This window comes from Saprospiraceae bacterium (assembly GCA_016719615.1).
GTDB lineage: Bacteria > Bacteroidota > Bacteroidia > Chitinophagales > Saprospiraceae > Vicinibacter.
Genome location: JADJYQ010000001.1, coordinates 548958 through 573531 on the forward strand (window position 1 = coordinate 548958; position 24574 = coordinate 573531).

Consider the following 24574-nt stretch of genomic DNA (forward strand, 5'->3'; position numbering starts at 1 on the left):
CAATGCCTAAATAGGGTTGACCGTTTTGTGTAACTTTTTACTCGAATTATTTGCAGAGAATACATCAAGATTCTGAGGTGTTTTTTGCTCAAAATATATGGGGTTCGATACCCCATATATTTTGTTATTTGCATCAAATGACTCTTTCATCCTCGGTGTTTTTTGCAATTGTAAAGTTATATCCAAATTTTCAAATTCAACAGGACTTAATCTTTGTAACTCTTTATGAGGTTTTTCTAAGTTATAAAGTTGTACACTTCGGTCAACCTCTATAGTCAATTGATGATAATTTTTAATATCCCTGTGTATCAAATAGTTATTCTTTATGATTCCATTAATCCTTTCAGCTTTACCATTTTCCCAAGCATATTCACACATACTGTTTCTGATTTCATATTTTGCGGTAAGCTCTAAAAAGGATTTTGCATAGTATTGTCCACCACCATCGGAATGGAATATTAATTCGCTCATCTTTTGTTTGGCTCGCAACTTTATAGCCATTTTTAAGGCTGGCATTGTGGTACAAATGGTCGTTAAATTATCCGACACGTTATGCCCAACAATTCGTCTAGAATAAGCATCAAGGATAAAAGTTAAATAATAAAACCTATTGTTTAATTCAAAATAGGTTATGTCGCTTTGCCAGACTTGATCAACTCGATTGATTTGGAGATCTATAAGCAAATTGTCAAATCGTATAACCCCTGTGTTGTCTGTTGTTCTTGGCCTAAATACTTTCTTAAGGGACATCAAACTATTTTCTTTACAAAAGGCTTCAAAACGGTCCCTGCCCATGGATTCTGGCCGAATTTTATAAAACAGATCACGCACTCCCATCGTAGGGTGATCTTCACGAATTTGGTGTATGAGCCACAGAAGTTGTGCTTCTATTTCTAGATCCTGGTGATTCCTTTCTATTCTTTGATGAACAGATTGTTTGCTGATATTCATTACTCTGTACAACTTATTTAATGAGAATGGATATCGCTTTCGCTCCTGTCTGAAGTAGCAGATTGTGCTGAAGAATATTTTTTTTAATATCAATCTTGTATGCTTCTTCTGCTAATTCAATCATCTTAGTTTGAAAGTCAATTAGGATCTGTTTTTGACCAATTACTCGTTCCAATTCTGCAACTTTTTGCTTAAGTTCTATTATTTTTTTAGTGTCGGAATTTGTTTCAACAATCATGCGAATTTGGCTTTTAGCTGCACCAAATTTACTCATCCATTTGTATACATTGGTAGGGCTAACCTCGTATTCCTTACAAATTTCACTGACTTTGCTCCTACCTTGCTCTATCTCGAGAACCTTCGATCGTTTGAAACTTTCTGAAAAATGCCTCGCCATACGCTGCTCAATGCTCATTTTAAATTGCCTTCTAATTGTTGCCATTTTTATGTTTTTTAATGATAAAATATGGTCAACCTATATCAGGCACTGACAGTTATTAGTTTTTATTAATGAACTAACAAACGTTCGTATGTTAATTATGGAAACTGAAAATATAAAATTCTTAAATCCAGAATAATTCTGAAAATTCTTTAATTCTGTAAATTCTGCTTCTGACGATGAGGAAGTTGACTTGTTCCAGTTTAAGTGTTATCGTCGATTCATCATCCGTCTGGAAAACGGAGTTTTCCTATCACCCGAGCGGAGTCAAAGACTACGCTCAGCTGCTTATTTTCTGAAAAGAGAAAGGATTATTTATAAATACGCATCAATGCTCTCCTCTCCGCATAGTGGAGAGGAGTTGGAGGTGAGGTGAACACTATTTTAATTGAATCGCTGATTCATCATCCGTCTGGAAAACGGAGTTTTCCTATCATTCGAGCGGAGTCAGAGACTACGCTCAGCACTGTTGCCTAGCTCAGCACTTTTGTCACACTCAGCATTTTTGCTTTACCGCAAACATCTCCGCACTGATCCTATCTGCCTGCGTTCTTCCTTGTCTGCTTAGAATATAGCTTGTTCCATCAAAAAGGATATCTTTTCGGTCGAGTTGGACTTGAATATCTTTTAGAAATTGTGCATAAAATGGTGCAAAAGTTAGTTGGATGTGTTTTAAGTTGAGGCCTTCAACTCTTCTCAAATTTAATAGGATGTATTCGTTAAAGTGATCCACATCGCTGAGGACTTCGCGCTCGGAATATGCTTGTTCGATGGAAATATTTTGGATGTATAAGTTGTTGTTTGCAATATTCCAACGGCGGATGACGCCATCGTAGGAATGCGCAGAGGGTCCAAATCCGAGATATGGCAGTCCTTTCCAGTAGCTGCTGTTGTGCCGTGAACGAAATCCGGGTTTTGCAAAGTTTGAGATTTCGTATGCTTCATATGCGGTGCCTTCGCAAAAATCGAGAATCTGATACATTTGTTTGACGGTGTGGATGTCTTCGGGCGGTTTGAGGTTTCCGGTTTTATATAAATGAATCAGAGCAGTGCGTTCTTCGGGTGTAAGGGCATATGCTGAAAAATGAGGGACCTGGAATGTTAGCAATTGGTCGAGATTGAATTGGAGTTTTTCTTTGGACGATGCGGGTAAACCATACATGAGATCAATAGTAAAATTCTGATACCCCGCTGATTTTACTTCGATTAAACATGCTTTGGCTTGTTCGGCAGTATGTGAGCGGTTCATCCAACCGAGATCTTCTTCATGAAAAGATTGTATGCCAATGCTGAGCCTGTTGATACCCAATTGTAACCAGGTATTTAATTTCAAAGGATCTATGTCATCCGGATTGGCTTCCAATGTTATCTCGCAATCACTTTTCACATGGTAATGGTCGTAAATGGTAGCCATTATTTTTTCAAGTGCAGATCCCGATAACAGGGATGGTGTGCCCCCACCCAAATAAATACTTTGAATGGAATAGGATTTGGCTTCAACTTTCCGAATTTCAATTTCATCGCAAATGGCTTTGTTCATTTCTTCAAGAGTTTTCAGATTGGTGCTGAAATGAAAATTACAATAAGTACATTTGCGTTTACAGTATGGGATGTGTATATAAATTCCTGCTGAAAGTTTGTTTGCTATGTTCAGATCTTGTTGCATGGGTGTTTTGTATGTTTATGTTGCATGGATCCTGTGCTTACCTGCTATTTCACAAAAAGGACTTCAATTTCATTTTTTTATCGATCAAAAGCAATCCACTGAAATTTTTCCAAAAATAAGGGATACTGCTGAATTATCTCATTTTGTCCATCAATGGGTCCTTTTACAGCAAACCGACGGATATCTGCTGGCAGGTCTTGATTCGATTAAATATCGCAATGATGAAGTTTCGGTTTATTTATTCAAGGGGACCAAATATCAATGGAATTTTAAGGAAGTTTCCGAATTAGATTTATCTTTTGAGGATCATGTTTCAAGGTTCAAAGCTGTAAAGACTGATGCAGAAGAAATCTTTACAGATGAATTCAAACAATGGGTGTTACACCATGCAGAAAGCGGCTATCCTTTTGCTTTAGCCCATTTATATCCGCTCAGTTTAGCTAAGGACACACTTCAGCTTCGGTTTCATTTGGAAAAGGGCGAAGCATTTACTTTTGGCCCTATTCAACAAGGAGATAAGCCCTTGTTTAAAAATTATGTAATACAAAAAATAAGTGGAATATCTCCGGGGTCATTATTCTCTCATTCAAAAATTCATAAATCAGTTCAGCGCATTTCTCGTTTGGCAAATGTTCAGCAAGAAGCTGAACCATTCATTTATTTTCCTGGAAATATGTGTGTCGTCAAATATTATATAAAAGAGAATAAATCTTCCAAATTTGATTTTTTATTGGGATTAAATCCTTTCGATGGACCGAATGGCAGAGAATACAGGCTTACAGGATTGGGGAATTTGCAGTTGTACAATCTTTTTAAATTGTCGGAGGATATTTATTTGAAATACGAAAATCTCAACGATAATGCACCTAAATTTTTATTGAATTTAAAATTCCCTTTTCTCCCATATCTCCCGTTTGGTATTCAATACGACCTGAGTTTGTTTCGTTACCGCGAAGCTTATTTTGATTTTAAGCATCAGGCTTTTATGGAATTTCCTCTCGATATGAATAGTGGAATTGGAGTAAGTCTCATGAGCCATTCTTCTGATTTGGTGAATCCAGATACTAATTATTTAATTCTTCAGAAACGTTTACCACCGGTTTTGGATTTTAATTATTTTTCGGTAGGTGTACGAATCAGCCATCAGAATCTGAATCATTTATGGCTACCCACCAAAGGTTCAAAACTCATTGCGGAATTACATTATGGAAAAAAGTCTTATGCAACGCATCCCTTATTTTTAGAATATGAGTCTGAACAGATCAAAGTACAGGAGCAATTTGATAGTTTAAATTTAAATGATCGTCAGGCCAGATTTCGTGTACAGTTGGACAATTATACAGGCGTTGGAAACAGGAGTGTGATAAAAATGGCTTTCACTTCTGAGGGCTTTTTGGGAAATTCCTTCATTGTCGACAACGAACGATTTAGATTAGGTGGTGCCCAAAATTTAAGAGGATTTGATGAAGATTTTTATCTGGCATCCGCTTATGCGATGGCTAGTTTGGAGTATCGCTATTTATTGGATCGACAGAGTTACCTGAGTCTGTTTCACGATCTGGGCTTTTTGAGACAAAATGAAAAAAATAGTGAAATTTGGAATACCTATAATGGATCTGGTTTAGGTATTCATTTTACAACTCCGGTCGGTCTGTTTTCTTTGCAATATGCAATTGGTACAAGTCCAGATGTAAGCTTTAATTTAGGAAATGGAAAAATTCATTTTGGATATTCTGCATTGTTTTAAATAGAAGAATAATCTCCTCATTTGAAAATTCCAGATTTCACTCTTCTCGCGAAATTTATAATTTTACAAAGCAATGCTTCATTCCAAATATATTGATAATAGTATTCTTCGGTAGCTCCAAATCCTTTCATAAAGTAAGCAACACCGGGTATCATACTACCTTCAAAATCCAGGATTTTATTTGAGTTTGCTTGGTCTTTGATCAATTGATCCAGGATAGCATGCATTGCATATTTTTCTTTTCCTTCTTCACTTGCGAATGATAAGTGATAAACATACCGATCCTTATAATCAGATAAAAAACATGCAGCCAAAATTTCTCCCTTTATATTTTGAGCTTGAAATATCAGTCCATGTCCCCGGTCCATACATGCTTTTATCAAAGCGTTGAGATGGTCGGCCGACTTATATTTTGCTGGGATGTCTTTGTGACTATGCAGGCGATATAATTTTGTAAAATTTTGAAAATCCTGAGTCTTTGAAATGATGATTTCTTGTTTTTGTGCAAATTTTATATTCAGTTTATGTCCTTTGTGGTAGTGTTGGTAAATTTCTTCGTAAGTTTTGTTGAGTGCGAGTATGTAATTATTCCTCTTCGATTTCTCTATATTTAAAACCACACAGTCGATATCCTGCGGGAGACAAATGTTGCCACAGGAATATTTAGTGTGTAAACTGCGTAGAAGTGATTCAGCCTCAAAAAGGTTTAATTCTGCGCATTCAATTTTTTGCATGAAGGGCGGAATGTAGGCATGCCAGATACCGAGTTTTTTGTTTAAAGGAATGTAGTACTGATGTTTATTTAATGGAATGGTCTGCACCCATTCAGCGAGCAAAGAGATAAACCATTGTTGTTGTGTGATGTGTTTTGGCTCATAGCTGGATATGGATAAATACAACTCATTTTGTATATGGATTTTTTCCGGTAACTGCATTTTATGAAGTCTATTTTTTAATAGAAATACTTAGTCCATCTCTTACCGGAAGAATAAATGTTTCCCAATTAAGGGAAACTTTCAGAGTTTCATTATAACGATGTAATGTTAAAGTCTCCGCATCCTGTTGAGGATTTAATACTTTTCCATACCATAATACATTGTCTGCAATGAGAATACTACCGCTTTGCATAATCGGTTCCAGGCATTCCAAAAATGCTAAATATTTTAATTTGGAAGCATCCAAAAATACCAGGTCCCATTCCAAATTCAATTGCGGAATAATCTCCAAAGCATCGCCTTTGTGCCAGATAATTTTATGAAACAATGGATCGCCTGATAATATTTTCTCACGGATATGATCATAATCGTTAGTAATTTCAATCGAATGTACTAGTCCATTAGCAGAGAGCCCTTCTGCTAAACACATAGCGCTGTAACCTGTAAAACTTCCGATATCTAGAACGTGTTTTGGCTTTTTAAGCTTTGAAATGAAACTTAAAATTCTGCCTTGCAGTTTTCCTGAAATCATTTGTGGGGAAGTGGTATTCAAGAATGTACTCCTTTCCAATTGATGTAAAACTTCACTTTCCGGATGGCTCAGGTTTTCACAATACGATATAAGTTGCTTAAGATATGTTGGATCCACCATTTAATCTAATAGTGTAATATCACCGGTTAAAATTTTGCGTTCACCGTTTTCCAACAGTTCGACAACATAGAGGTAAACTCCCGGTAAATGTTTCTTTCCATCAGAGCTGATTCCATTCCAGCCATGATCTGGCGCATTGGAAGGAAACTTTTCATTAAAGAAAACTCTGTTGCCCCAGCGATCATAAATGCTTAAGGATTCAATGTTGGTTCCGGAACCAAAATCTATGGGATAGAAAAAGTCATTGATGTTGTCTCCGTTGGGTGAAAATACATTCGGGAACCAAACTTTGCTTTCTTTTTTAATTTTTACCGTAATGAAGGCTTCTGCACTACATCCATTGCTATCGGTAACCGTTACGCGTATCGTTTCTTCATAATTTGCAGTGAGGGTGGGCGTTAGGCAATCATTGCAATCCAACTGACCTGATGGATCCCATTTTATTGTTTTTATTTTACCAGGATCTGTAAGAATGCTTAGAATGAGTTGTGCCTTTTCATTTTCTTTTAATTGTAGGAGCGGCGGCAGTGCGATTTGTACACTATCTTCTTTTTTAATTTCGGTTTGAATTCCAAATGTGCAACCTATCGCATCCTTGACAAGTAATTGATAACTACCGGGTGTTAGATTCCTTGTAGCGAGATCACTAAAAAAACTAAGGCCATTGTCCAGAGAATATAAATAGGGAGCTTTGCCTCCGCTTATCTGCTGTATCAAAATGCGACCTGTAGGATCTGCACAGTTGGCATTTTGTACAGATGTAATGACTGAATGGATGCGTTGCGTATCCTGAATAATTTGTACTGAATCTGTCGTTCGGCATCCGGTTCTTGGATTGATAATTGTACACACATACCATCCCGGATTTGGAGTATTGAATTGAGGCAGTGTATAATTAAACCCATTGGGTCCCCGCCAGATCATATTAAAACCTTGCAGTGTTGAAGACGCTTTCACCGGAACTATACTTCTCAGACAATTGAGGGTATCTGCAGAAATGCTTAAATCAGGTTTGTTTGTGTCCTGAACAATTTGGACAAATTTGGTGAGGGTACAGCCGCTCGAATTTTTAACGCTCAGCTGGTAAACTCCGCCAATCATGATCACAGGATTTTTCAGTAAACTTTTAAACTGTGCTGGTCCTGTCCAATCAAATTCCAAATCGTTATCATTGGTATTTAAGATTAAACTCAGATTTTTTTTCAGACAATTTAAGGTGTCGGCCATTAAAGTAAAATCAGGTAATTTTCGGGTATCCAGGATTGCAATGCTATCTTCTGAAATGCAACCAAATTTATTGGTGAATATTAATTTATAAGATCCGGCATTTTGAATGGAGATGGAATCAGCAGAAATTTGATTTCCACCGGGTAAAAGCCAGCTGTAGCTTCCATTTTGCTTTGGTATATTTATTTTTAGAAAGAGCAAACTGTCTTTGCAACTGAGTGTATCGTTGGATGCAAATATCTGAACCGGTGACTTTTGATTAAATTGAAAAATGTAAAGCTGAGCCATATTTTCACAGCCCAGACTATCAATTATTTTTATAGTATATAATCCGGAATCAATGACTTCAGGAGAAAGTGAGTTGCTGAAAAATCCATTGGGACCTGTCCATTCAAAGCGAACGCCGGTGCTTTGCGTGAAAGCGTTCAGCGACAATTTTTGTTTGATGCAAGTCAATGTATCGTTTTGTGTTTGAATATCCGGTATTTTATCCTTTTGAATGACGACTATACTGTCTTCATATGTGCAGCCATTTTCAGCCGTTAGCAGAATCTTATAGATACCGCCGTTGGTTATCGCCGCGGTGGAATCCTTACTGCTGAATCCCAAAGGACCAATCCATGAAAGGGATAGGGTATTTGAGGATATATTTTGAGCGCGAAGCGTTGCTGAGGATTTGCAGGTAATGGTATCAGCCGAAAGTTGTGCGAATGGTTTTTGAAGGTCTTCGACAATGCTTATTTCAAAACTGGAGGTGCAACCGTTTTCTGCAGTTGTGGTAAGTGTATATTTTCCTGCGGTGGATGTTGTGATATTTTTTTGGTTGGAAGTAAACGCGTTAGGTCCGGACCAAAGATAAGATTTTGTATTGGCGTCGTCTGTGACTGTTGGACTAACAAACGTTCGTAAGCAATTGAGGGTGTCAGCAGAGACCTGAAGTTGTGGTTTTATTTTGTCTTCGACAATCTGACTTATTGCAGAGCTGGTGCAGCCATTTAGGGCCGTTACCATCAAAGTATAGCTTCCGGGTTGATGGGTTGTTGGATTTGGTAAGTTTGATGTAAACGCATTAGGTCCGGACCAACTAAACATTTGTGCATTAAGGTTTAAACTCATTAAGACCAGGCTATCTTTTAAGCAATTGAGTGTATCCGGAAAAAGCTGAACAAAAGGTGCCATCGTGTCTATAGATACTGTAAGATTTTTCGAGACTTCACAACCGTTCGATCCTTTAACTTTAAACTGATAGGTTCCCGGAATATTTACTTGAATCATGTTTTGATTTGGGATCGTGCCCATGGGAGTGATCCATTCAAAACTCGATCCCACCGTAGTAGTCTGGCCATTGAGATCAATTGTTTTTTGACTACAATTAATGGTATCATTCCCCGAAATTTGGATATCTGGCACATCCGAATTTTTTACAACAAAAATTGAATCAGTAGCTTTGCAACTGTCTTTTGTAATTACATCTACGTAATACCAACCTCCATCTGTAACACTGGGTTTTCTACTTGAAGAAGTATAATTGTTGGGTCCTGACCATAACACAGTTGCGGACGTATCCGTGACCAGATTTATTTGAATAGAATTTATAGAACAGGTAATGGTGTCTGCCGATAGTTGCAGTGTTAAATTACTGACGCTTGATTTTACATAAAATGAATCCAACTCTTTGCAACCAAAACTATCTTTAGTAGTTAGATAATACCAACCCGTATCGCGAACAATAACTTTAGAAGAACTATCTTTTGTAAAACCAGAGGGTCCGGTCCAATCATAATCCGGTTTTTTTGCAATGGAATTTGCTTCCAGAAAAATGCTGTCTTTAGAACAAGTCAAACTATCTCCAATGATTTCCGCTTCAATGATCGTCCTGTTGTCTTTGACTTCTACTTTAGCCGTGTTTTCACAGCCATAAGTGTCGGTGACTTTTACAAAATATTCTCCCGGCTCTTTGATATTTAAATTGATGGCCTTGGTACTAAAATATCCATTTGGGCCATTCCATTCAAAATTGGGCCCGATGGATTTTGATGTCGCTTCAATTCTTGCAACATCATTCAGACAATCGATATCAGTATTTTTTGTAAATACGTCCGGTGGCTTGACGCTGCCTTTTACTTCAATCATGGCTTCTGTTTCACAGCCAAATTCGCCCATTATCTTAAGCGTGTAAACTCCCGGAGAATCGACCACAGGATTGAGCGTATTATCGCCACTCACAATTTTACCATTATTCGTTGACCATTTGTATGTGATTCCGGGACCTTGTGTGGATCCGGAGGCATCCAAAGAAATGGGCCTGTTGAGGCAATTAATTTCATCCGGTAAAGTAATGTCGGCAAGTAATTCATACACAGTAACGGTCAATTCATCTTTTTCTTCGCAGCATTCTCGCACAACTATATCATCAATCGAACACATGCTAGCTGGACCCTGACCGCCATAATTTGCAAAACAAATATTTGCTGAAGTAGCCGCACCGCTGTTCCACGTAAAATTACCTGTTGCTTCCAAACATAAACCACTTATAGCATCAACAGTACCGATTAAATTTCCATTGATCTTTAATCCGATGGTTGGGGGAGAACCGAAAATATATAAGATACCAAATACCTTATAATCAATTTTGTATTCTGTATTAGGATTCACGTTAATGGTTTGACACCAAATATTTGTGCCGGATCCTGTTGGTGTGATTACCATTGTAAAAGCACCTATGCTTGGAGTGCAACCAAAAGCTTGTGCGATTTGAGGCACACTCATGATCATATAACCTCCGGTTGAAGTGATGAGGTTATTTACATTGGTGTATGGGGTGTATTGACTGGTGGAAGGTGCCAGGTTTCCTGTTTCAAAACCACCATTAGATATCAGATTTGCTGAAGTTGCTTTTGCAGTTAAAGTATAAGTGGTGGTTGAACTTGGATTTGCAATGGGATTTAAAACATTTGGATTGCTCAATCCATCAAATGGCTCCCAACTATAATTGGTAGTACCATTAACCATAGCATTGAGTTGTTTGCCTTTTCCCGAACAAATGGTAATATCGGGGCCTGCATTTACCGTAATTCCACAAGCATTTGGCATCGCATAGATTTTTTCAAAATTCCCGAATGCTTGTTGAGCCTTTACATCTGGAATTGAAAAAACACAAAATGTAAAAAGTAAATACCTCGTAAGCCTTACACTCATTTCAATAATGTTATATCTCCTTTTAAGATCCATTTCGTTCCATTGATCAATTCCACTTCTGCCCAATAAACATAAACGCCCGGCAAACATTTTTCATTTTTTGCAGTGCCATTCCAACCAGTTATTGCATTATTTGGTTTTTGCTGTGCGGATACAAACACTTTATTGCCCCATCGGTCAAATATTTCCAAAATATTTATAGCCGTGATATCCGGATCAGAACTGATGAGATAAAACCAATCATTGATCTGGTCTCCGTTTGGACTAAAAACATTGGGAGCCCATACTTTTGGGGTTTCAATTTTAACGAGAATCCTTTTAGTGATCGTGCATCCATTTGTATCAGTTACGGTGACTTCATATTCTAAATCACCGGGAGGAGTGGCAATAGGATCTTCGCAATTGGTGCAACTTAAAAAAGTTTTAGGTGTCCAATCGATGTTCTTCACAAGATTGGGATCTGAAGTAATATTTAGATCAAGTGTTCCACCTTTACCGAGTCTCAGCGAAATTTCTGGTTGAATATTCGCATCAACAATAGGTATTTGTAAGATCTCAAACGATTTTTCAAAACGACAATCTGCGCTGTCTTTGATGTATAAAGTATAAACTCCGGCAGGCAGTGAAGTAAAAAGAGATTGCGATGAAAACAAATTGGGATCATTTATAGCAAATAATAAACCTTCATGCCCACCAATGACCTTTGCAATGTTCATTGAGCCAAAAGAATTTCCGCAGACCGGATGATCTTGCGCGAGCAACACATCCCGAATGATGAGACTATCTTCAAAAACAGTTTGCAGTTTGAGTGTTTGACAACCATTTTTAGGATTGGTTGCGATAAATTGAAAAACGCCGCCTTTATTCGTTTTATAAATCAACTGATTGCTGAGCGTAATATTGTTGAGATCAGTCCATCTGTAATTTGTGAATGCAGGATTCACTTGTGCACTTAAATTTGCTTCAATACGTTTACAGTTGATGCTATCTGCGCTTAAGACTACGACCGGATGTATGGTATCTATGGGTATTAAAATATTTTGAACAGACTTACAACCGTTAGGAGCTGTAATCGAAGCGGTATATAAACCAGGAATAAGAATTTGCAAACTATCCAAAGTACTCATAAAATTCGAGGGGCCATTCCAGTTTAAGCTGATTCCCGGAGTCAGACTTTTAGCTACAAGAGGAACTCTTGGCTGAAGACAAGTAATGGTATCACCTGATAAATTCAGATCCGGAGCCAGGGTATCCACTTTAACAAAAGTTGCAATTTGATTTGTACAAAAATTACTGCCGGTCACTTGAAAATTATAATTACCTCCTAATTTTGTTTGAAAAGAATTTCCTGGCTGGTTTTGTCCGAGGGGTCCCGTCCAGATTCCCAAAAGGTTTGAAGGTGTTGTGTTTGCTGTTAATATGGCATCCGGATGTGAACAAGTTATGGAATCTCCGGTGTATTGGATGGCAGGTCTTAAGGTATCTTGGAGGATATTAAAAGTAAGCATGCTAATGCACTGATTTGGCGTTGTTAGCTGTACTGTGTAATTTCCACCATTTGAAATTTTAGGATTTAACATCTTACTGGTGAATCCATTCGGGCCTGACCAACTTATATCTGCCGGAGTAAGACTTGATTGTAGGGAAGCTGTCCATTCTGTGATCAGGCAGTTAAGTGTGTCAGGATCTATTTGCAATAGGGCTTTGGCAGTATCTTCAAAAACCAAAATCGTTACTTCCGATTTACAACCTTCCAGACTTTCAACTTGTAGCCTATAGGCTCCTCCGGTGTTGATGGAGAGAATGGAGTCTGTTGAATTCAAGCCATTAGGGCCGGACCATGTGTAGAGCAGGCTGTCTCTGTTGGTTTTTCCATGTAAAAGCGCATTTCGCTTCAAACAATTTAAGGTATCCGGTTCCAGATAGATTTCCGGTTTTCGAATATCCTGGTATATGGTAAGGCTTATGGAATCACTGCAACCGTTGATGTTGGTAACATGGAGTTTATAATTGCCGGATAAGCTGGTGTAGGGATTTTTCTGAATGGTTTGAAATCCGTTGGGACCTGTCCATAAAAATGCGGCATCTGTTTTATCAGCGCTTGCTAAAAGTTGTACACTGTCTTTTTTGCAATTTAAAGTATCGCTTGAATAATTAATAATAGGTTTTATGGTGTCGATTTCAATCAGAATCTGTGCAGTAGACATACAACCGTTAGCCAATGAAGCCAAGACCTGATATATGCCTGGAATTTGTATTTCAGGTTGTTGCGTCGTATCTATAAAACTGCCCGGTCCTGTCCAAAAATATCTAGATGAGCTAACATCCGTTAGTTGAAGTTTTATTTTTTGTTTGTTACAGTTTAAAGTATCATTCCGAACAGTTAATAAGGGATGCAGGGTATCAATGCCTATGAATATATCTTGAATTCGCTGACATCCATTTTCAGAAATCGCCCTTACGCGATACATGCCTGGAATGCTTACATCTAAACTATCCTGAAATATATCCATACCAGCCGGATCTTGCCAACTTATATCAGTATTTGGATCTGTATTTCCTGAAATCAGTCTCACTTCAGTTTTTATACAATTTAAGGTATCGTTGATGGGTGAGATGACGGGATGAATCGTGTCAACCGGGACCGTAATATTTATCGAATCCGAACAACCGTTAGTTCCCACAGCATAAAACGTATAAATTCCAGGATTAGGGGTACTTATCGTGAATGTATCCTTTATGGTAAAATTTTGTGCACTGTGCCAACCGAAAGATGCAGGGTTTATATTGGCGTTAACGCTAACGAGTGCTGAATCGTTTTTGCAGGTGATGGTATCTGAAGTGTATTGAAATTGTGGCTTGTTCAAATCTTTGCTGATCAAAACACTGTCGGTTTTAATACATCCGGAGGGAGTCACTACATTTAAAATGAACCAACCGCTGTCTATCGTTTGAAAGCTATCTGCCTTAATATAAAATTGATTGGGACCCGTCCACTCAAAAGAGGAACCAGGTACAGAAGAAGATCCGATGAGGTCCGCGGTATCGGTTTGGCAATTTATTGGATTGGAACGAATACTTATTTTAGGATTGTCAATGCGCTCAAATACTTCGATGGAATCAATGGTTTTACAGTTGTATTCATCTGTAATGGTAAGGGTGTACTTTCCCCCGCTGGTTACAACAATAGATGGATCTGTACTTGAGAAGCCGTTAGGACCATCCCATTCATATTCAAGAGGAAAAACTTTGCTCCTGCTGTTGATGGATGCAGCTTGAACATTACAACCTATCGTATCTTTTACAATGAGTTGCAGATCCGGGGTTTGATATTTCCTAAAACGGTGACGAATTCTGTTTTGCAGCAATTGGGTAATGGGGAACAAATGGTAAGATAATATGTACCCGGGCCTTCTATGGTAGGGCTCAGGGTAGTTCCACCTGAAATAATTTTTCCATCAGAAGTTGTCCATTGATATTTCCATCCTGTGCCGGAAGAAGATGCACTTGCATCGAGTTTGAATCTGGGTTGGTCACAAGTCATCAGCTCAGGATTTTCAATCGCTATGATGATTTCTTCGACCTCGATTTTCATCGTGTCTTTGATCTCGCAAATTTTTCGGAATGTTATATCGTCGATTGCAAAATCATTTCCACCGGTGGCGGTATTCAAATTGACAATGCAAATTTCTGCTGTGGTATTTGAGCCTGAGTTCCATGTGGTTTGAAATTGTTCCCACGAACAATTGACACCGCTGGAATTAAAAATATTTCCAATATTAGTTCCATTGATGGAGAATTGAAGGATCGGAGGGGAAGCCGATACAACGGAAGTCACCCATGCTGAAAAAATATAATCCATATCGGGCATGACGTTGATGGTTTGGCACCAAACATTTTGCAAATTTGCGGATCCGTTTAAAACCATCATGAGTCCCGAACCACTGGTATGATCTCCGCAAGGAGCAAAACCGGTATGCCCCAATTGCGGGTTATTGATGACGCCATAAGTCCCTTCGCAGTCCAGGTATCCGGCTCCGTAACAGGAAGTCATCCCGACCATGTAATCCGTTGTGAATCCAGTATTTCCGGCTTCAAAATTTCCATTGGTAATGAGGTTGATGTTGCTAACGCCTCGGGCAGTCAAAATATATTCAATGGGTCCGGGTACCGTTGCTTTTGTTACCGGAGATCTTGGATTGCTTAAGCCTGTGGGTGGCTCCCAAAAGATTTCCTGAACGCTGCCCGTTACTTTTCCGTTGATCATGACCATATCGCCGGGATTGCAGACTTTCAAATCGGGACCCGCATCAACAGTGAAACTGCACTGAGTACGTGCTGCGTACACATTTAATAAAATACAGATACCAATAAGGAAGTGAATAGATTTCATATTGTGGAAAGAATCAAAATTACAAAAGCTAGGCCAAATCCAGAGCTTTTTCGAGATTCGCGACACTGTCTTCCAAAAGGAAGTTTTCGAGGGCTCTTTTTTTGCCTGCGAGACCCATTTGTTTGCGCAAATCGGGATTCAAAATAAGTTCCTCTAGTTGGTCTGCAAAAGCCCTATAATCCGGAAAGGGAATCAGATAACCGGTATCTCCGCTTTGGATGATTTCGGGATTACTCGACAAGTCAAAAGCAATCACCGGTTTTTGTTGCATCATGGCTTCCACCAATACATAACCAAATCCTTCCCATTCTGAGCTCAAAACAAAGATGTCGATTTCACGCATAAATTTTTTGCATATCACTTACAAAACCAAGTAGCATCACCTGTTCTTCGAGTTGCATTTCAGAAATTCGTTTTTTCAAATCTTGTTCGAGCTCTCCGGCACCTGCAATTTTTATACAAAAAGGAAGTTGTCGGGCTTTTAAAATTTTTGCTATTTCGAGAAGATGTCGATGGCCTTTCTGGGCAGTGAGCCGACCTGCATTTCCGCAAATGATTTTGTTTGAATTCTCGAATTCTGTATTAAGGATATTTTGATCCGGATCGTTTTCCGGAATATTTTCAATGCCATGATAAACGATCTGAATTTTTTGTTCGATTTGTTTGTCCTTCAAATGAAGTAAAATAGTGCGTTTGGTTTCCTGAGAATTAGCAATGATGTGTGTGATTACTTTGTTAAAGAAGAATCGGTTGATGAAATTGTTTTTGATGGGAACTGCAAGTCCGCGGAGATAAACGATTTTCGAAACCCCTGCTATATAAGCTGCCATACCGGCTGCTTTCATATCCTGAGAGGAAGAAAAGATGAGCGTATCTGTTTGAGTTTGTTTGAAAAACCGGACGATGGAATAAATTTTTAGGGGATTTAAAAAATCTAATTTTTTGATCCGGAATGGATGTACCTTCAATTGAAGCGCTTCCGCTTTATCCCGAAGTGGAGATTTTGGATCTGCTACGATAAAACAATGGTGATTTTTATTTTGAAATCCTTCTGCATACTCCAGATGCAATTTTTCTCCACCGCCCCAGAATTTGTGACTGTTCCAAAAACAAATTGAATTCATATTTTGAAATTTGTCATTTCAATTTTTTAAATTTTCTCAAACACCAGTGAATAAACCAAAGGCATTTTAACGGACAGATTTTGCAATCTGAATTTACCGGGTTCATCTTCAAGCATATTCGGTAAAAAAGGGCAAGGTGAATAATCGTATTCCTGAAAATCGATCAGTTTTAAACCTGCTGCAATCAGACTTGAAATGACTTCATGCAGACTATGGTTCCAGGTCAAGGATTCCAATTCAACATTTGCATTTCGATCTGCGTAACTCCCTTTTTCAATTTCATAAATGGCTTTGGTATTGAAATAGTCGTATATCATTTTTGAAAGGGATTCATCGTAGATCCAAACCAAAGGATGAAATTCTGCAAATACAAACCGCCCTTTCGATTTTAAGGCATTAGATATGGTTTTTGCCCAAGGCAACAAATCGGGCAACCAGGTAATGGTGCCATAGCTGGAAAACACGATATCGTATTGAAGATGATGGTCGGTTGGAAGGGCATAAACGTGATGGCAAATGAATTGGGTGTCTTGTCCTGTTTGTTTTGCAGCTTCACGGGCGGCATCAATGGCTTTATCTGAAATGTCGAGTCCTGTTGCTTTAGCCCCCATTCTCGATAGAGAAATAGTATCCTGGCCAAAGTGGCATTGAAGGTGTAAAATGGAAAGATCTATGATGTTTCCCAATAGATTTTTTTCAATATCGAAGAGGGTAATTTGCCCTTTTAAAAATGAAGTTTGGTTATAGAATTCAGATTGTAAATGTATTCCGACCCTTTTATTCCAGGCTATTCTATTTAGTTCCGCATAATTTTCGGATTGGGCTGACATCTCAGGAATTTTGAACAAAGATATTTCTACAATTTTGGCTAGTGGAGATTTTTATTTTAGGGGCGCTTTCCAATTCATAAATTGCCTTATCTTGTTTGGTCATAAATCATAAAAATGAACAGAAGATCCATCCTAAAAAGCATCAGCGCGATAGCACCAGTAGCGGTTTGGCAGCCATCTGCTATATTAAATGAATTGGAGAAAAACTATCAGTCCAGCGTCAGGGATTTTGAACTTTTACCTACTGAAAATTCACATGATGAGGATTTTTGGAGAGGAATCAGAGAGGCTTATAGTTGTTCGCCAAGTATCATCAATTTCAACAATGGAGGGGTATCGCCGCAACCTAGAGTTGTACAGAATGCAGTTGAATATTACAACCGCATGTGCAATGAAGCACCTTCCTATTATATGTGGCGAATTTTGGATCAAGGTCGTGAGCCATTGCGGGAAAAACTTGCAGGTATTGCCGGTTGTTCTGCGGAGGAACTAGCGATCAACAGAAACAGCTCCGAAGCCCTTGAAACCATTATTTTTGGATTGCGACTGAAGGCAGGTGATGAAATCGTACTTGCCAAACAGGATTATCCTAACATGATCAATGCATGGAAGCAAAGAGCACACCGGGATGGACTTGTTTTAAAATGGGTCAATTTGGAATTGCCGAGTGAGGATGATTCATATATGGTAGATGCCTATGTCAGGCAAATCACAGATAAAACCAAGTTGTTACATCTGACACATGTCATCAATTGGAATGGGCAAGTGTTGCCTGTTAAAAAGATTGCTGCAGAAGCAAAGAAGAGAGGTATAGAAGTTATGGTTGATGGAGCGCAAAGTTTTGCGCAACTATGTTATTCTATTTCAGATTTGGGTGTCGATTATTTTGTAACATCAATACATAAATGGTTGAGCGCACCATTTGGATCGGGTTTGTTGTATGTCAAAAAGGATAAAATAAAATCGCTGTATCCATTACTTGCAGCAGCAGATCCCGAATCTACAGATATACGCAAATTCGAAAGTCTGGGAACCCGTTCTTTTGCGATTGAGCAAGCCATTTCTCATGCAATTGATTTTTATGAACACATTGGAGCTCAGAGAAAATTCGATAGACTTCATAGTTTGCAGAGGTATTGGTCTGACAAAGTGAAGGACCATCCAAAAATCAAATTGAATCACCCCTTGAGTAAAACGCATAGTGGCGTAATTGGAAATTTTATTATTCAGGATAAGACGGCCGAAGAAATATCGAGCAAATTATTTGAGCATTATAAAATTCACACCGTTGCCATCAAATGGGAAAACATCCATGGTGTGCGGGTTACGCCAAATGTGTACACCACACATGCTGAATTGGATAAGTTTGTGAATGCGGTGTTGAAGATTGCAGGAGGATAGGGGAGTGAATTGGATATGAAAACGTAGTCGTTATTAAATCTTCATTTAATTATTATGGATGCAGAATTTGATTAAAAGTTAAAAAATTGCTTCTTATGCAGCGTATTTGTAAGATTGTTGCATCTAAGTACTTCTATGAACGTTGGCAAGTAAAGAAATCTTTTCAATCCGATCTTGCATTCATATGAAAATATTTTCCTACTCTAGGCAACAATTTGCTCCAAATTAAAGTCATATTGGAGCATGTGCGAATTGGAACTGGTAAAAAAATGCCTGCAAGGTGATCAAAAGTCTTGCAAACAACTCTACGATGAGTTTGCACCCACCATGCTGGGCATTTGCCATAGGTACTTAACGCGCACTGCCGAAGCCGAAGATGCTTTGCAGGATGGCTTTATCAAAGTTTTTCAGAATTTGAATTCCTGGAAGCAGACCGGAGCCCTAGGAGCCTGGATCCGGCGAATTATTGTTAATCCCTGCCTCACGCAACTGCATACTAAAAGCAAACTCATTGAGATAGGACCGGAAGAATTGTTTCCCGATGTATCCATTGAGCCTGAAGTGTTATATTCTTTGGATTATGAGGCTTTTGAAAATATACTCAAATCGATGCCAGCCGGATACCGGGCTGTTTTTAATTTGGCTGTTATCGAAGGTTATTCGTATGAAGAAATATCAAAATTATTGCAGGTCAAGGAAGTGAGTTGTCGTTCGCAATTATATAAGGCAAAGCAATTTCTCGCCAAGCGGCTCCAAACATTGTATCCTCATTTAAAATTACCGGCATGAAATCAGAGTGGGTTCATTTTTTACAAAATTTGACGATGGGTCAAAAAAAGCAAGTGCCTGATCATATATGGAATGAGGTCAGTAAGCATTTACCCCAAAAACCCCGGAGGCGAATATTGATTCCCTTGTTGTGGTTTTTAACTGGTATGCTGTTGTCTTCAGGTCTTATATATTTATGGTTGCCCAATCAACAATTAATTAAAGGCAGTTTCGAAACGGCAAATCACAAAGCGACCCGAGTGGATCATCAATTAGATAAGAATGATCAAATCCAAGCCATTGTAATTTCAGACCATGAAATGGAATCAACATCTTCTCCAACAAAAATTATAAATAATCATCCAACCGAAGCAATTTCAAAGAGGAAGTTGTTGCAAAAAAATGTAAATCGGACGAATAACCAGGCATTCAATTTCAATGAAGATGAAAATAATATTGAACAAATCTTTGGACAAAAGGATGGAGAGTTCACTACATTGCGGTCAAAAGAAGTTATAGAAGAAAGTTCAGATCGTACGGTTTTTCCTATAACGCCTTACTTACCAGTTCATCCGGGCTTAGTTTCCATGCCACATTCTAATTCGGAATTACCGGAAGTCAAATTAAGTGCTGGAGGAAAAACGGATTGTTACCAATTTGGAAAGCAGCAAACGGAATGGGGCCTGGAGGTTTATACAGGCCCATCCTATAGTCCTTATCAGTTAAAAGATAAACAAGATGGATTGAGAACTTACATCGATAAGAGGAAATCTACTGAATCCATTCGTCCTGGTTTGATGGCGGGAATTCGTTTAGTTTATCAGCGACCATCGTGGGCACTTAAATTGGGATTGGAGTATCAGTTATTTTATGAACAACTCAATTACCGCAATCCTAATGAAACCAAAATCATTTCATATTACCGCAATGGAAAATTGCTATATATAGATACACTCAACGGAGACCGGGTTGTCAAACATCATAATTATCATCATTTATTGAATGTGCCTCTTATGTTTCATTTTTCTAAAAAATGGAAGTCGGTGGAAATTGGGATACAGCCGGGAGTTGGCGTGAATATTTGGAGTTCGCATCAAGGCAGAATTCTCGATTTGCAAAATGAACCGTCAAGCTTTGAATCAACAAATGGAGTACGTGTATTTGATAAAAAGATCATACCTTATTTATCATTCCATATACCCATAAGCGCTCCAATATCGAGTCATCTATTTTGGTTTGTTGAACCGGGTTTTCAATATTACTTAAAGCCATTTAGTACTGACGCTTATCCTTTAGAACAATCTTACCTGAGTTATCAAGTCAGATTAGGTATTCGAATGAATTTTTAATCATCAAAGAAACAAATCAATTCAATTTACAGTCATACAGATATAACATCAAAATTTTATCATTATGAAAACATCAAAATTTAATTTTTACTTTGGACTGTTTGTTTTGACGAGTCTTTTTGGTTTAACTTCTTGTGAAGACGTAGATACATTTGAACCCTACGATAAACCGGCTACATTCAATTTTTCAAGACCGGAGTCCAAGCTTGCGCTACAGGATTTGAAAGACAAATCTCTTTCTTTTCAAGTGTATTCAAATTTCGGTGGAACTTTTATATTCCCCGACAGTTCCATGATCACTTTCTATCCACAAAGTTTTTTGTTGAATGGTGTTCCGGTGACCAATAAAATTATTGAAATTGAAATAGACCTTGTAAGAAGAAAATCAGATATGGTTGAACAACTTTTAGCTACGAGTTCTGGGAATAAAATTATCGAATCGGGTGGTATGGTCAACGTTCGCGCATTCTGCGATGGGAAAGAACTCACTGTAGATCCACAAATAGGATATAATTTGAAAATTGCTGTTCCAAATGGAAATATTCCTGTTGAGATGGAGTTGTTTTATGGTGAAGAAACTGTAAATGGAATCAATTGGGTGGAAGCTGATGGAGACCCATCAGTGCAAAATAATGTTTTTCAGTCTGAATGGACCCTTGATTCTACAGGTAGATTTGTTATTGGAATGGAATGTTTTCCAAAAAAGTTTGGTTGGGTCAATTGTGATTACTTCAGCAAATTCAATAACGTTCCCCTGACACAACCTTGCCTCATTGTTAACGGACCCGCCAATGGAGACAGTGTGTTTTTGCATGCTATAGCTGTATTTAAAAAAGAAATGATCATAATCCAACCGTGTTGCAATCAACAGGTAGATGAAATTTGCTTTGGTCCTTTGCCTATAGGAGAACCTGTTTATTACATCGTCATTGGAAAAGGGAATAAAGGATATTATTTGGGCTATGTCGAAAAAAATATTGAGACCGATGATAAAGTGGTCATCAGAATCGATCTTAAGACCTTACAGGAAATCAAAGATTTTCTTGCAAACTTATAAGGAATCGTTTATTAGAACATCCAAGGCCCTGATTTTTGATCAGGGCCTTTTTTGTGTAGATGTGTACTTTTAATTCCATGTAGTATTAGAAGCTCAGAGTTTCATAGGAATGTAGCACAGGATGCAAGTTCTCATACATTGGGTTAATTTGAATATTTTAAACAAGGAGGTTTCAATTGTACAAATATGTTACAGCGGCGAACCTAGCTATAATGTATTATATAGTGAGTTAGAAAAGCAAGTTTGGCTTTTATTTTTGCTGCCCCACTGTTTGAAGAAGAAACTACCTATAAATATCTTTTCGATTCCCAAGGGCAATAACATCAACAATAAGTTGCGAATCAAAGATATCATAGATGATTCTGTAATCACCTGATTTAATTCTATAGCCGTTTCTTCCTTTTAGTTTTTTGCAGCCAGGAGGTCTTGGGTTTTGTTCTAGTTCAGCTATGGCGGTGATGATTGGTTCGGCAATGTCGTCAGGAAGTTTATCTAATTGCTTTTGTGCTTTTTAGGATAAGACAGCTGTATAGTTAGGCATTTTTAGCTTTTCTGCTTTTTATGTAATCAGATAGTAAAATGCGCTCGCCAGTATCTTCTTTTTTTGCTTCATCATAAAGTTTTATATCTTCCAGCTCTTCTAATTCTTCCAAAAGAACATCAAATTCATTTTGAGGGAGTATTACAAGGTTTTTTCCTGCAGTGTCCTTAATATATTGAGGATGAAGTGTCAGCATATGTTTTATTTTAAAGCGTAAGCATGTTTCTTTTAAAAATCCATGTTGAGTGCATCAAGAGTTACAAAGATATAAGCTTTATCTTTTCAATCTTCTGAAAATTGATTTTTTAGGAAGTTAGCACTAACCCAATATTAATAGTTAGTGGTTTATTGATATTTCATTTGTCGGGATCATCAGCTCACCTCCGAACCTAGCAAATCTATTTTTCTTCTTTTAAAAAGGATACGGGCTGTGTTGTCGGCATGCAGAAATCCCGACAATAGTGTTAGTTGTTTATTGGTATTAAATTTTGTCGGGATTTCAGGACTCGAACATCAAATTCTAATGTAGGTACTAAAAAAATAAATCACACCCACCCACCCACTCACATGCTGGATGCTGACGCTGTCGGTCAGCATGCTGATAAGCTTTGCTTCGTCAGCACTCGAACATCGATGCTGAAAGAAATGGGAAAATCTAAATTTAAAGAAAGTACCGAAAGTGGGACTCGAACCCACACGACTTTGAGGTCACTGGATTTTGAGTCCAGCGCGTCTACCAGTTCCGCCATTTCGGCAATTTTCAAATGGGTCACAAAACTAAACAGCTTTGGGGATATAGGAAAGAATTTGCTGACTTTTTAAACAGGTCAAACATATTAAATAAAACAATAATATGTATTAACTAAATACTTAATTTGAATTCTTCAACCCTTACCTCTTTCGATGCAATCCACTTTCTGCATTCTACATGGCCGCACTGACAGGCAAAGGGTTCTAAATCAGGATGCATGAAGAGTGCATAGTCTAAAGTGAGTTCTTCATCTTTTTGAATTTCACGCAGCGCAATGACATTCAATCCTTCGAATTTAGTATTGGGTGCACACGAATGATTTTGCGGTGCCCATTCTGTGGGGTTATTGTCCCATAAAATATAAACGCCATTACCTATAGGATATGAATACTTTCGGAATAATTCTTTTTCAAGTGCATTCCAATTTTTCTGTACATAGGATTGCGTAACAATTCGCTGACTTTTTTCTTCACCTTTAAAAAGAACTTCGCTTTTCCGGATTCTTTGAGATGCATATATGCCATAACCTGAGCTGCTCGATTTCTTTAAATAATATTTTTTTTGTTTTTTGCGGTGCCTGTTGATGCCTTCTTCCATGATCATTTGCAAAAAGCCGGCTTGTCCAACAGGATCATTCTGTAATATAAAATCAGCGGAACCTTCATACCCATCTGTATAAAAGACAGAACAGGCAAAATTGGCCTCCAAAAAGAATAACTTTCCTTTCGGATTCATTCTGAAATCCAATCGGGCATACCCTTTTCCACCAAATTCTTTGAAAAAAGTACTGGCTGCTCTTTTGAGCTTGCGTTCTAAACTTTCATCCGTAACGGGAATGTTTCTTTCGGGATGCAAGTCTGAGGTTTTTGTGGCATAAGTTTTAAAACCTAGTTTATCTGAAAACTTGTATTCAACGGGTTTGAAGGCGATGCATTTTTTTTCATCTTTGGGATCAGCACATACCAGTATTGTAAATTCTCTACCCGGTATATATTCTTCGACAATGACTTGTCCATATTCATCCAATACTTGTTTGACTTTTGTAAGCAGTGATTTTTCATCAACTACCAATGAATTCTCGTCAATACCTAAACTATCGCCGGCTTTTGCTGGTTTCACAAATAATGGAAAAGATACATTCTGACTCAGATCATTTAAATCTTCCAGATTGTCCACCAATTTATAATTCGGGGAAGCAATACCTGAAATATTTGCTACATATTTCATGATTTCCTTCGAAGGATCGTATAACTCTAATGTTGGGCCTGTATAGGGAAGGTTTAACAGTTCAAGTGAATATATAACATCAATGGATGGCACATCCCATTCTAAATAGGCCTCACATAAATTGACATAGATGTCGTAGGACTTTAACGACAATTCTTTCAATTGCTTATATGTAGTCAATTTATTTAACAGCACGTGATCAACTTCATGTCCCGGTAATAGGGCACACAGATCTCGGGCCGGATCATAATTCTTATAATCAACATGTGATGGACTGTAATCAGCTTGTAATACGCATATTTTCATATGTTTCAGTCG

18 protein-coding genes, 1 tRNA gene and 1 pseudogene are annotated in these 24574 nt (G+C 38.0%); 5 read left to right on the forward strand and 15 right to left on the reverse strand.

The genetic code is table 11. The features are described from left to right. Positions 1–6: 6 nt before the first annotated feature. The 3 genes from IPM92_02265 to hemW form a co-directional block, all read right to left on the reverse strand. Positions 7–951, reverse strand: coding sequence for an IS3 family transposase (locus IPM92_02265; protein MBK9107220.1), 945 nt, complete (start codon positions 949–951; stop codon positions 7–9). 13 nt (positions 952–964) lie between these two features. Beyond that, positions 965–1393: a transposase gene (locus IPM92_02270; GenBank protein MBK9107221.1), complete on the reverse strand. Its 429-nt coding sequence runs from the start codon at positions 1391–1393 to the stop codon at positions 965–967. A 493-nt stretch (positions 1394–1886) separates the two neighbouring features. Beyond that, positions 1887–3056 carry a radical SAM family heme chaperone HemW gene (gene hemW / locus IPM92_02275; protein ID MBK9107222.1) on the reverse strand — a complete coding sequence of 390 codons (1170 nt, stop codon included), beginning with the start codon at positions 3054–3056 and terminating at the stop codon, positions 1887–1889. Here hemW and IPM92_02280 point away from each other — a divergent pair. Then, the gene (locus IPM92_02280; protein MBK9107223.1) at positions 3055–4803 is read left to right on the forward strand and encodes a BamA/TamA family outer membrane protein; all 1749 of its coding nucleotides are present in this window, start codon (positions 3055–3057) and stop codon (positions 4801–4803) included. The two genes, hemW and IPM92_02280, sit on opposite strands and share 2 nt — an antisense overlap. Positions 4804–4820: 17 nt before the next feature. Here IPM92_02280 and IPM92_02285 read toward each other — a convergent pair whose 3' ends face one another. Genes IPM92_02285 through IPM92_02320 form a run of 8 tightly spaced genes read right to left on the reverse strand, consistent with a single transcriptional unit; the run spans position 4821 to position 17162 of the window. Then, a complete protein-coding gene (locus tag IPM92_02285) occupies positions 4821–5738 on the reverse strand; it encodes a GNAT family N-acetyltransferase (protein MBK9107224.1) in 918 nt (305 codons plus the stop codon). Between the two features lie 10 nt (positions 5739–5748). After that, positions 5749–6390 (reverse strand): O-methyltransferase, encoded by a 642-nt coding sequence (locus tag IPM92_02290; GenBank protein MBK9107225.1) that lies wholly within the window; start codon positions 6388–6390, stop codon positions 5749–5751. Continuing rightward, positions 6391–10905 carry a gliding motility-associated C-terminal domain-containing protein gene (locus tag IPM92_02295; protein ID MBK9107226.1) on the reverse strand — a complete coding sequence of 1505 codons (4515 nt, stop codon included), beginning with the start codon at positions 10903–10905 and terminating at the stop codon, positions 6391–6393. Next, entirely contained in the window at positions 10812–14201 is a 3390-nt protein-coding gene (locus tag IPM92_02300; GenBank protein ID MBK9107227.1) for a gliding motility-associated C-terminal domain-containing protein, read from the reverse strand. The genes IPM92_02295 and IPM92_02300 overlap by 94 nt, the downstream gene beginning before the upstream one ends. Continuing rightward, on the reverse strand, positions 14117–15208 hold the full coding sequence (locus tag IPM92_02305) for a hypothetical protein (protein ID MBK9107228.1): 1092 nt from the start codon (positions 15206–15208) through the stop codon (positions 14117–14119). The genes IPM92_02300 and IPM92_02305 overlap by 85 nt, the downstream gene beginning before the upstream one ends. 28 nt (positions 15209–15236) lie before the next feature. Beyond that, the gene (locus IPM92_02310) at positions 15237–15551 is read right to left on the reverse strand and encodes a glycosyltransferase (protein ID MBK9107229.1); all 315 of its coding nucleotides are present in this window, start codon (positions 15549–15551) and stop codon (positions 15237–15239) included. Further along, positions 15544–16332, reverse strand: a complete 789-nt coding sequence (locus IPM92_02315; GenBank protein ID MBK9107230.1) for a glycosyltransferase — start codon at positions 16330–16332, stop codon at positions 15544–15546. Before IPM92_02315 ends, IPM92_02310 begins: the two co-directional genes overlap by 8 nt. 26 nt (positions 16333–16358) lie before the next feature. Beyond that, a complete protein-coding gene (locus tag IPM92_02320) occupies positions 16359–17162 on the reverse strand; it encodes a class I SAM-dependent methyltransferase (protein MBK9107231.1) in 804 nt (267 codons plus the stop codon). 114 nt (positions 17163–17276) lie between these two features. Between IPM92_02320 and IPM92_02325 the strand changes: the two genes are divergently transcribed. The 4 genes from IPM92_02325 (at position 17277) to IPM92_02340 (ending at position 21737) form a co-directional block, all read left to right on the forward strand. Further along, positions 17277–18563 (forward strand): aminotransferase class V-fold PLP-dependent enzyme, encoded by a 1287-nt coding sequence (locus tag IPM92_02325; protein MBK9107232.1) that lies wholly within the window; start codon positions 17277–17279, stop codon positions 18561–18563. 243 nt (positions 18564–18806) lie between these two features. Further along, a complete protein-coding gene (locus IPM92_02330) occupies positions 18807–19352 on the forward strand; it encodes an RNA polymerase sigma factor (protein MBK9107233.1) in 546 nt (181 codons plus the stop codon). After that, on the forward strand, positions 19349–20680 hold the full coding sequence (locus IPM92_02335; GenBank protein MBK9107234.1) for a hypothetical protein: 1332 nt from the start codon (positions 19349–19351) through the stop codon (positions 20678–20680). The genes IPM92_02330 and IPM92_02335 overlap by 4 nt, the downstream gene beginning before the upstream one ends. A 64-nt stretch (positions 20681–20744) precedes the next feature. Next, positions 20745–21737 carry a hypothetical protein gene (locus tag IPM92_02340; GenBank protein ID MBK9107235.1) on the forward strand — a complete coding sequence of 331 codons (993 nt, stop codon included), beginning with the start codon at positions 20745–20747 and terminating at the stop codon, positions 21735–21737. Between the two features lie 283 nt (positions 21738–22020). Here IPM92_02340 and IPM92_02345 read toward each other — a convergent pair. The 4 genes and pseudogenes from IPM92_02345 to IPM92_02360 all read right to left on the reverse strand — a co-directional run bounded on the left by IPM92_02345 (position 22021) and on the right by IPM92_02360 (position 24562). Next, positions 22021–22278, reverse strand: a pseudogene (locus IPM92_02345) (type II toxin-antitoxin system RelE/ParE family toxin). Then, the gene (locus IPM92_02350; protein MBK9107236.1) at positions 22271–22474 is read right to left on the reverse strand and encodes a hypothetical protein; all 204 of its coding nucleotides are present in this window, start codon (positions 22472–22474) and stop codon (positions 22271–22273) included. Before IPM92_02350 ends, IPM92_02345 begins: the two are co-directional and overlap by 8 nt. A gap of 475 nt (positions 22475–22949) precedes the next feature. After that, positions 22950–23033 (reverse strand) — tRNA-Leu (locus IPM92_02355). Positions 23034–23140: 107 nt separating this feature from the next. Next, positions 23141–24562 (reverse strand): SET domain-containing protein-lysine N-methyltransferase, encoded by a 1422-nt coding sequence (locus IPM92_02360; protein MBK9107237.1) that lies wholly within the window; start codon positions 24560–24562, stop codon positions 23141–23143. Positions 24563–24574 lie beyond the last annotated feature (12 nt).

What these genes read in the sequence shown, in the direction of transcription:
- IPM92_02265 (MBK9107220.1), bottom strand. Translation starts at nt 951, where the DNA reads ATGAATATCAGCAAACAATCTGTTCATCAAAGAATAGAAAGGAATCAC.
- IPM92_02270 (MBK9107221.1), bottom strand. Translation starts at nt 1,393, where the DNA reads ATGGCAACAATTAGAAGGCAATTTAAAATGAGCATTGAGCAGCGTATG.
- IPM92_02280 (MBK9107223.1), top strand. Translation starts at nt 3,055, where the DNA reads ATGGGTGTTTTGTATGTTTATGTTGCATGGATCCTGTGCTTACCTGCT.
- hemW (MBK9107222.1), bottom strand. Translation starts at nt 3,056, where the DNA reads ATGCAACAAGATCTGAACATAGCAAACAAACTTTCAGCAGGAATTTAT.
- IPM92_02285 (MBK9107224.1), bottom strand. Translation starts at nt 5,738, where the DNA reads ATGCAGTTACCGGAAAAAATCCATATACAAAATGAGTTGTATTTATCC.
- IPM92_02290 (MBK9107225.1), bottom strand. Translation starts at nt 6,390, where the DNA reads ATGGTGGATCCAACATATCTTAAGCAACTTATATCGTATTGTGAAAAC.
- IPM92_02295 (MBK9107226.1), bottom strand. Translation starts at nt 10,905, where the DNA reads ATGTTTGCCGGGCGTTTATGTTTATTGGGCAGAAGTGGAATTGATCAA.
- IPM92_02305 (MBK9107228.1), bottom strand. Translation starts at nt 15,208, where the DNA reads ATGAAATCTATTCACTTCCTTATTGGTATCTGTATTTTATTAAATGTG.
- IPM92_02310 (MBK9107229.1), bottom strand. Translation starts at nt 15,551, where the DNA reads ATGCGTGAAATCGACATCTTTGTTTTGAGCTCAGAATGGGAAGGATTT.
- IPM92_02315 (MBK9107230.1), bottom strand. Translation starts at nt 16,332, where the DNA reads ATGAATTCAATTTGTTTTTGGAACAGTCACAAATTCTGGGGCGGTGGA.
- IPM92_02320 (MBK9107231.1), bottom strand. Translation starts at nt 17,162, where the DNA reads ATGTCAGCCCAATCCGAAAATTATGCGGAACTAAATAGAATAGCCTGG.
- IPM92_02325 (MBK9107232.1), top strand. Translation starts at nt 17,277, where the DNA reads ATGAACAGAAGATCCATCCTAAAAAGCATCAGCGCGATAGCACCAGTA.
- IPM92_02330 (MBK9107233.1), top strand. Translation starts at nt 18,807, where the DNA reads ATGTGCGAATTGGAACTGGTAAAAAAATGCCTGCAAGGTGATCAAAAG.
- IPM92_02335 (MBK9107234.1), top strand. Translation starts at nt 19,349, where the DNA reads ATGAAATCAGAGTGGGTTCATTTTTTACAAAATTTGACGATGGGTCAA.
- IPM92_02340 (MBK9107235.1), top strand. Translation starts at nt 20,745, where the DNA reads ATGAAAACATCAAAATTTAATTTTTACTTTGGACTGTTTGTTTTGACG.
- IPM92_02350 (MBK9107236.1), bottom strand. Translation starts at nt 22,474, where the DNA reads ATGCTGACACTTCATCCTCAATATATTAAGGACACTGCAGGAAAAAAC.
- IPM92_02360 (MBK9107237.1), bottom strand. Translation starts at nt 24,562, where the DNA reads ATGAAAATATGCGTATTACAAGCTGATTACAGTCCATCACATGTTGAT.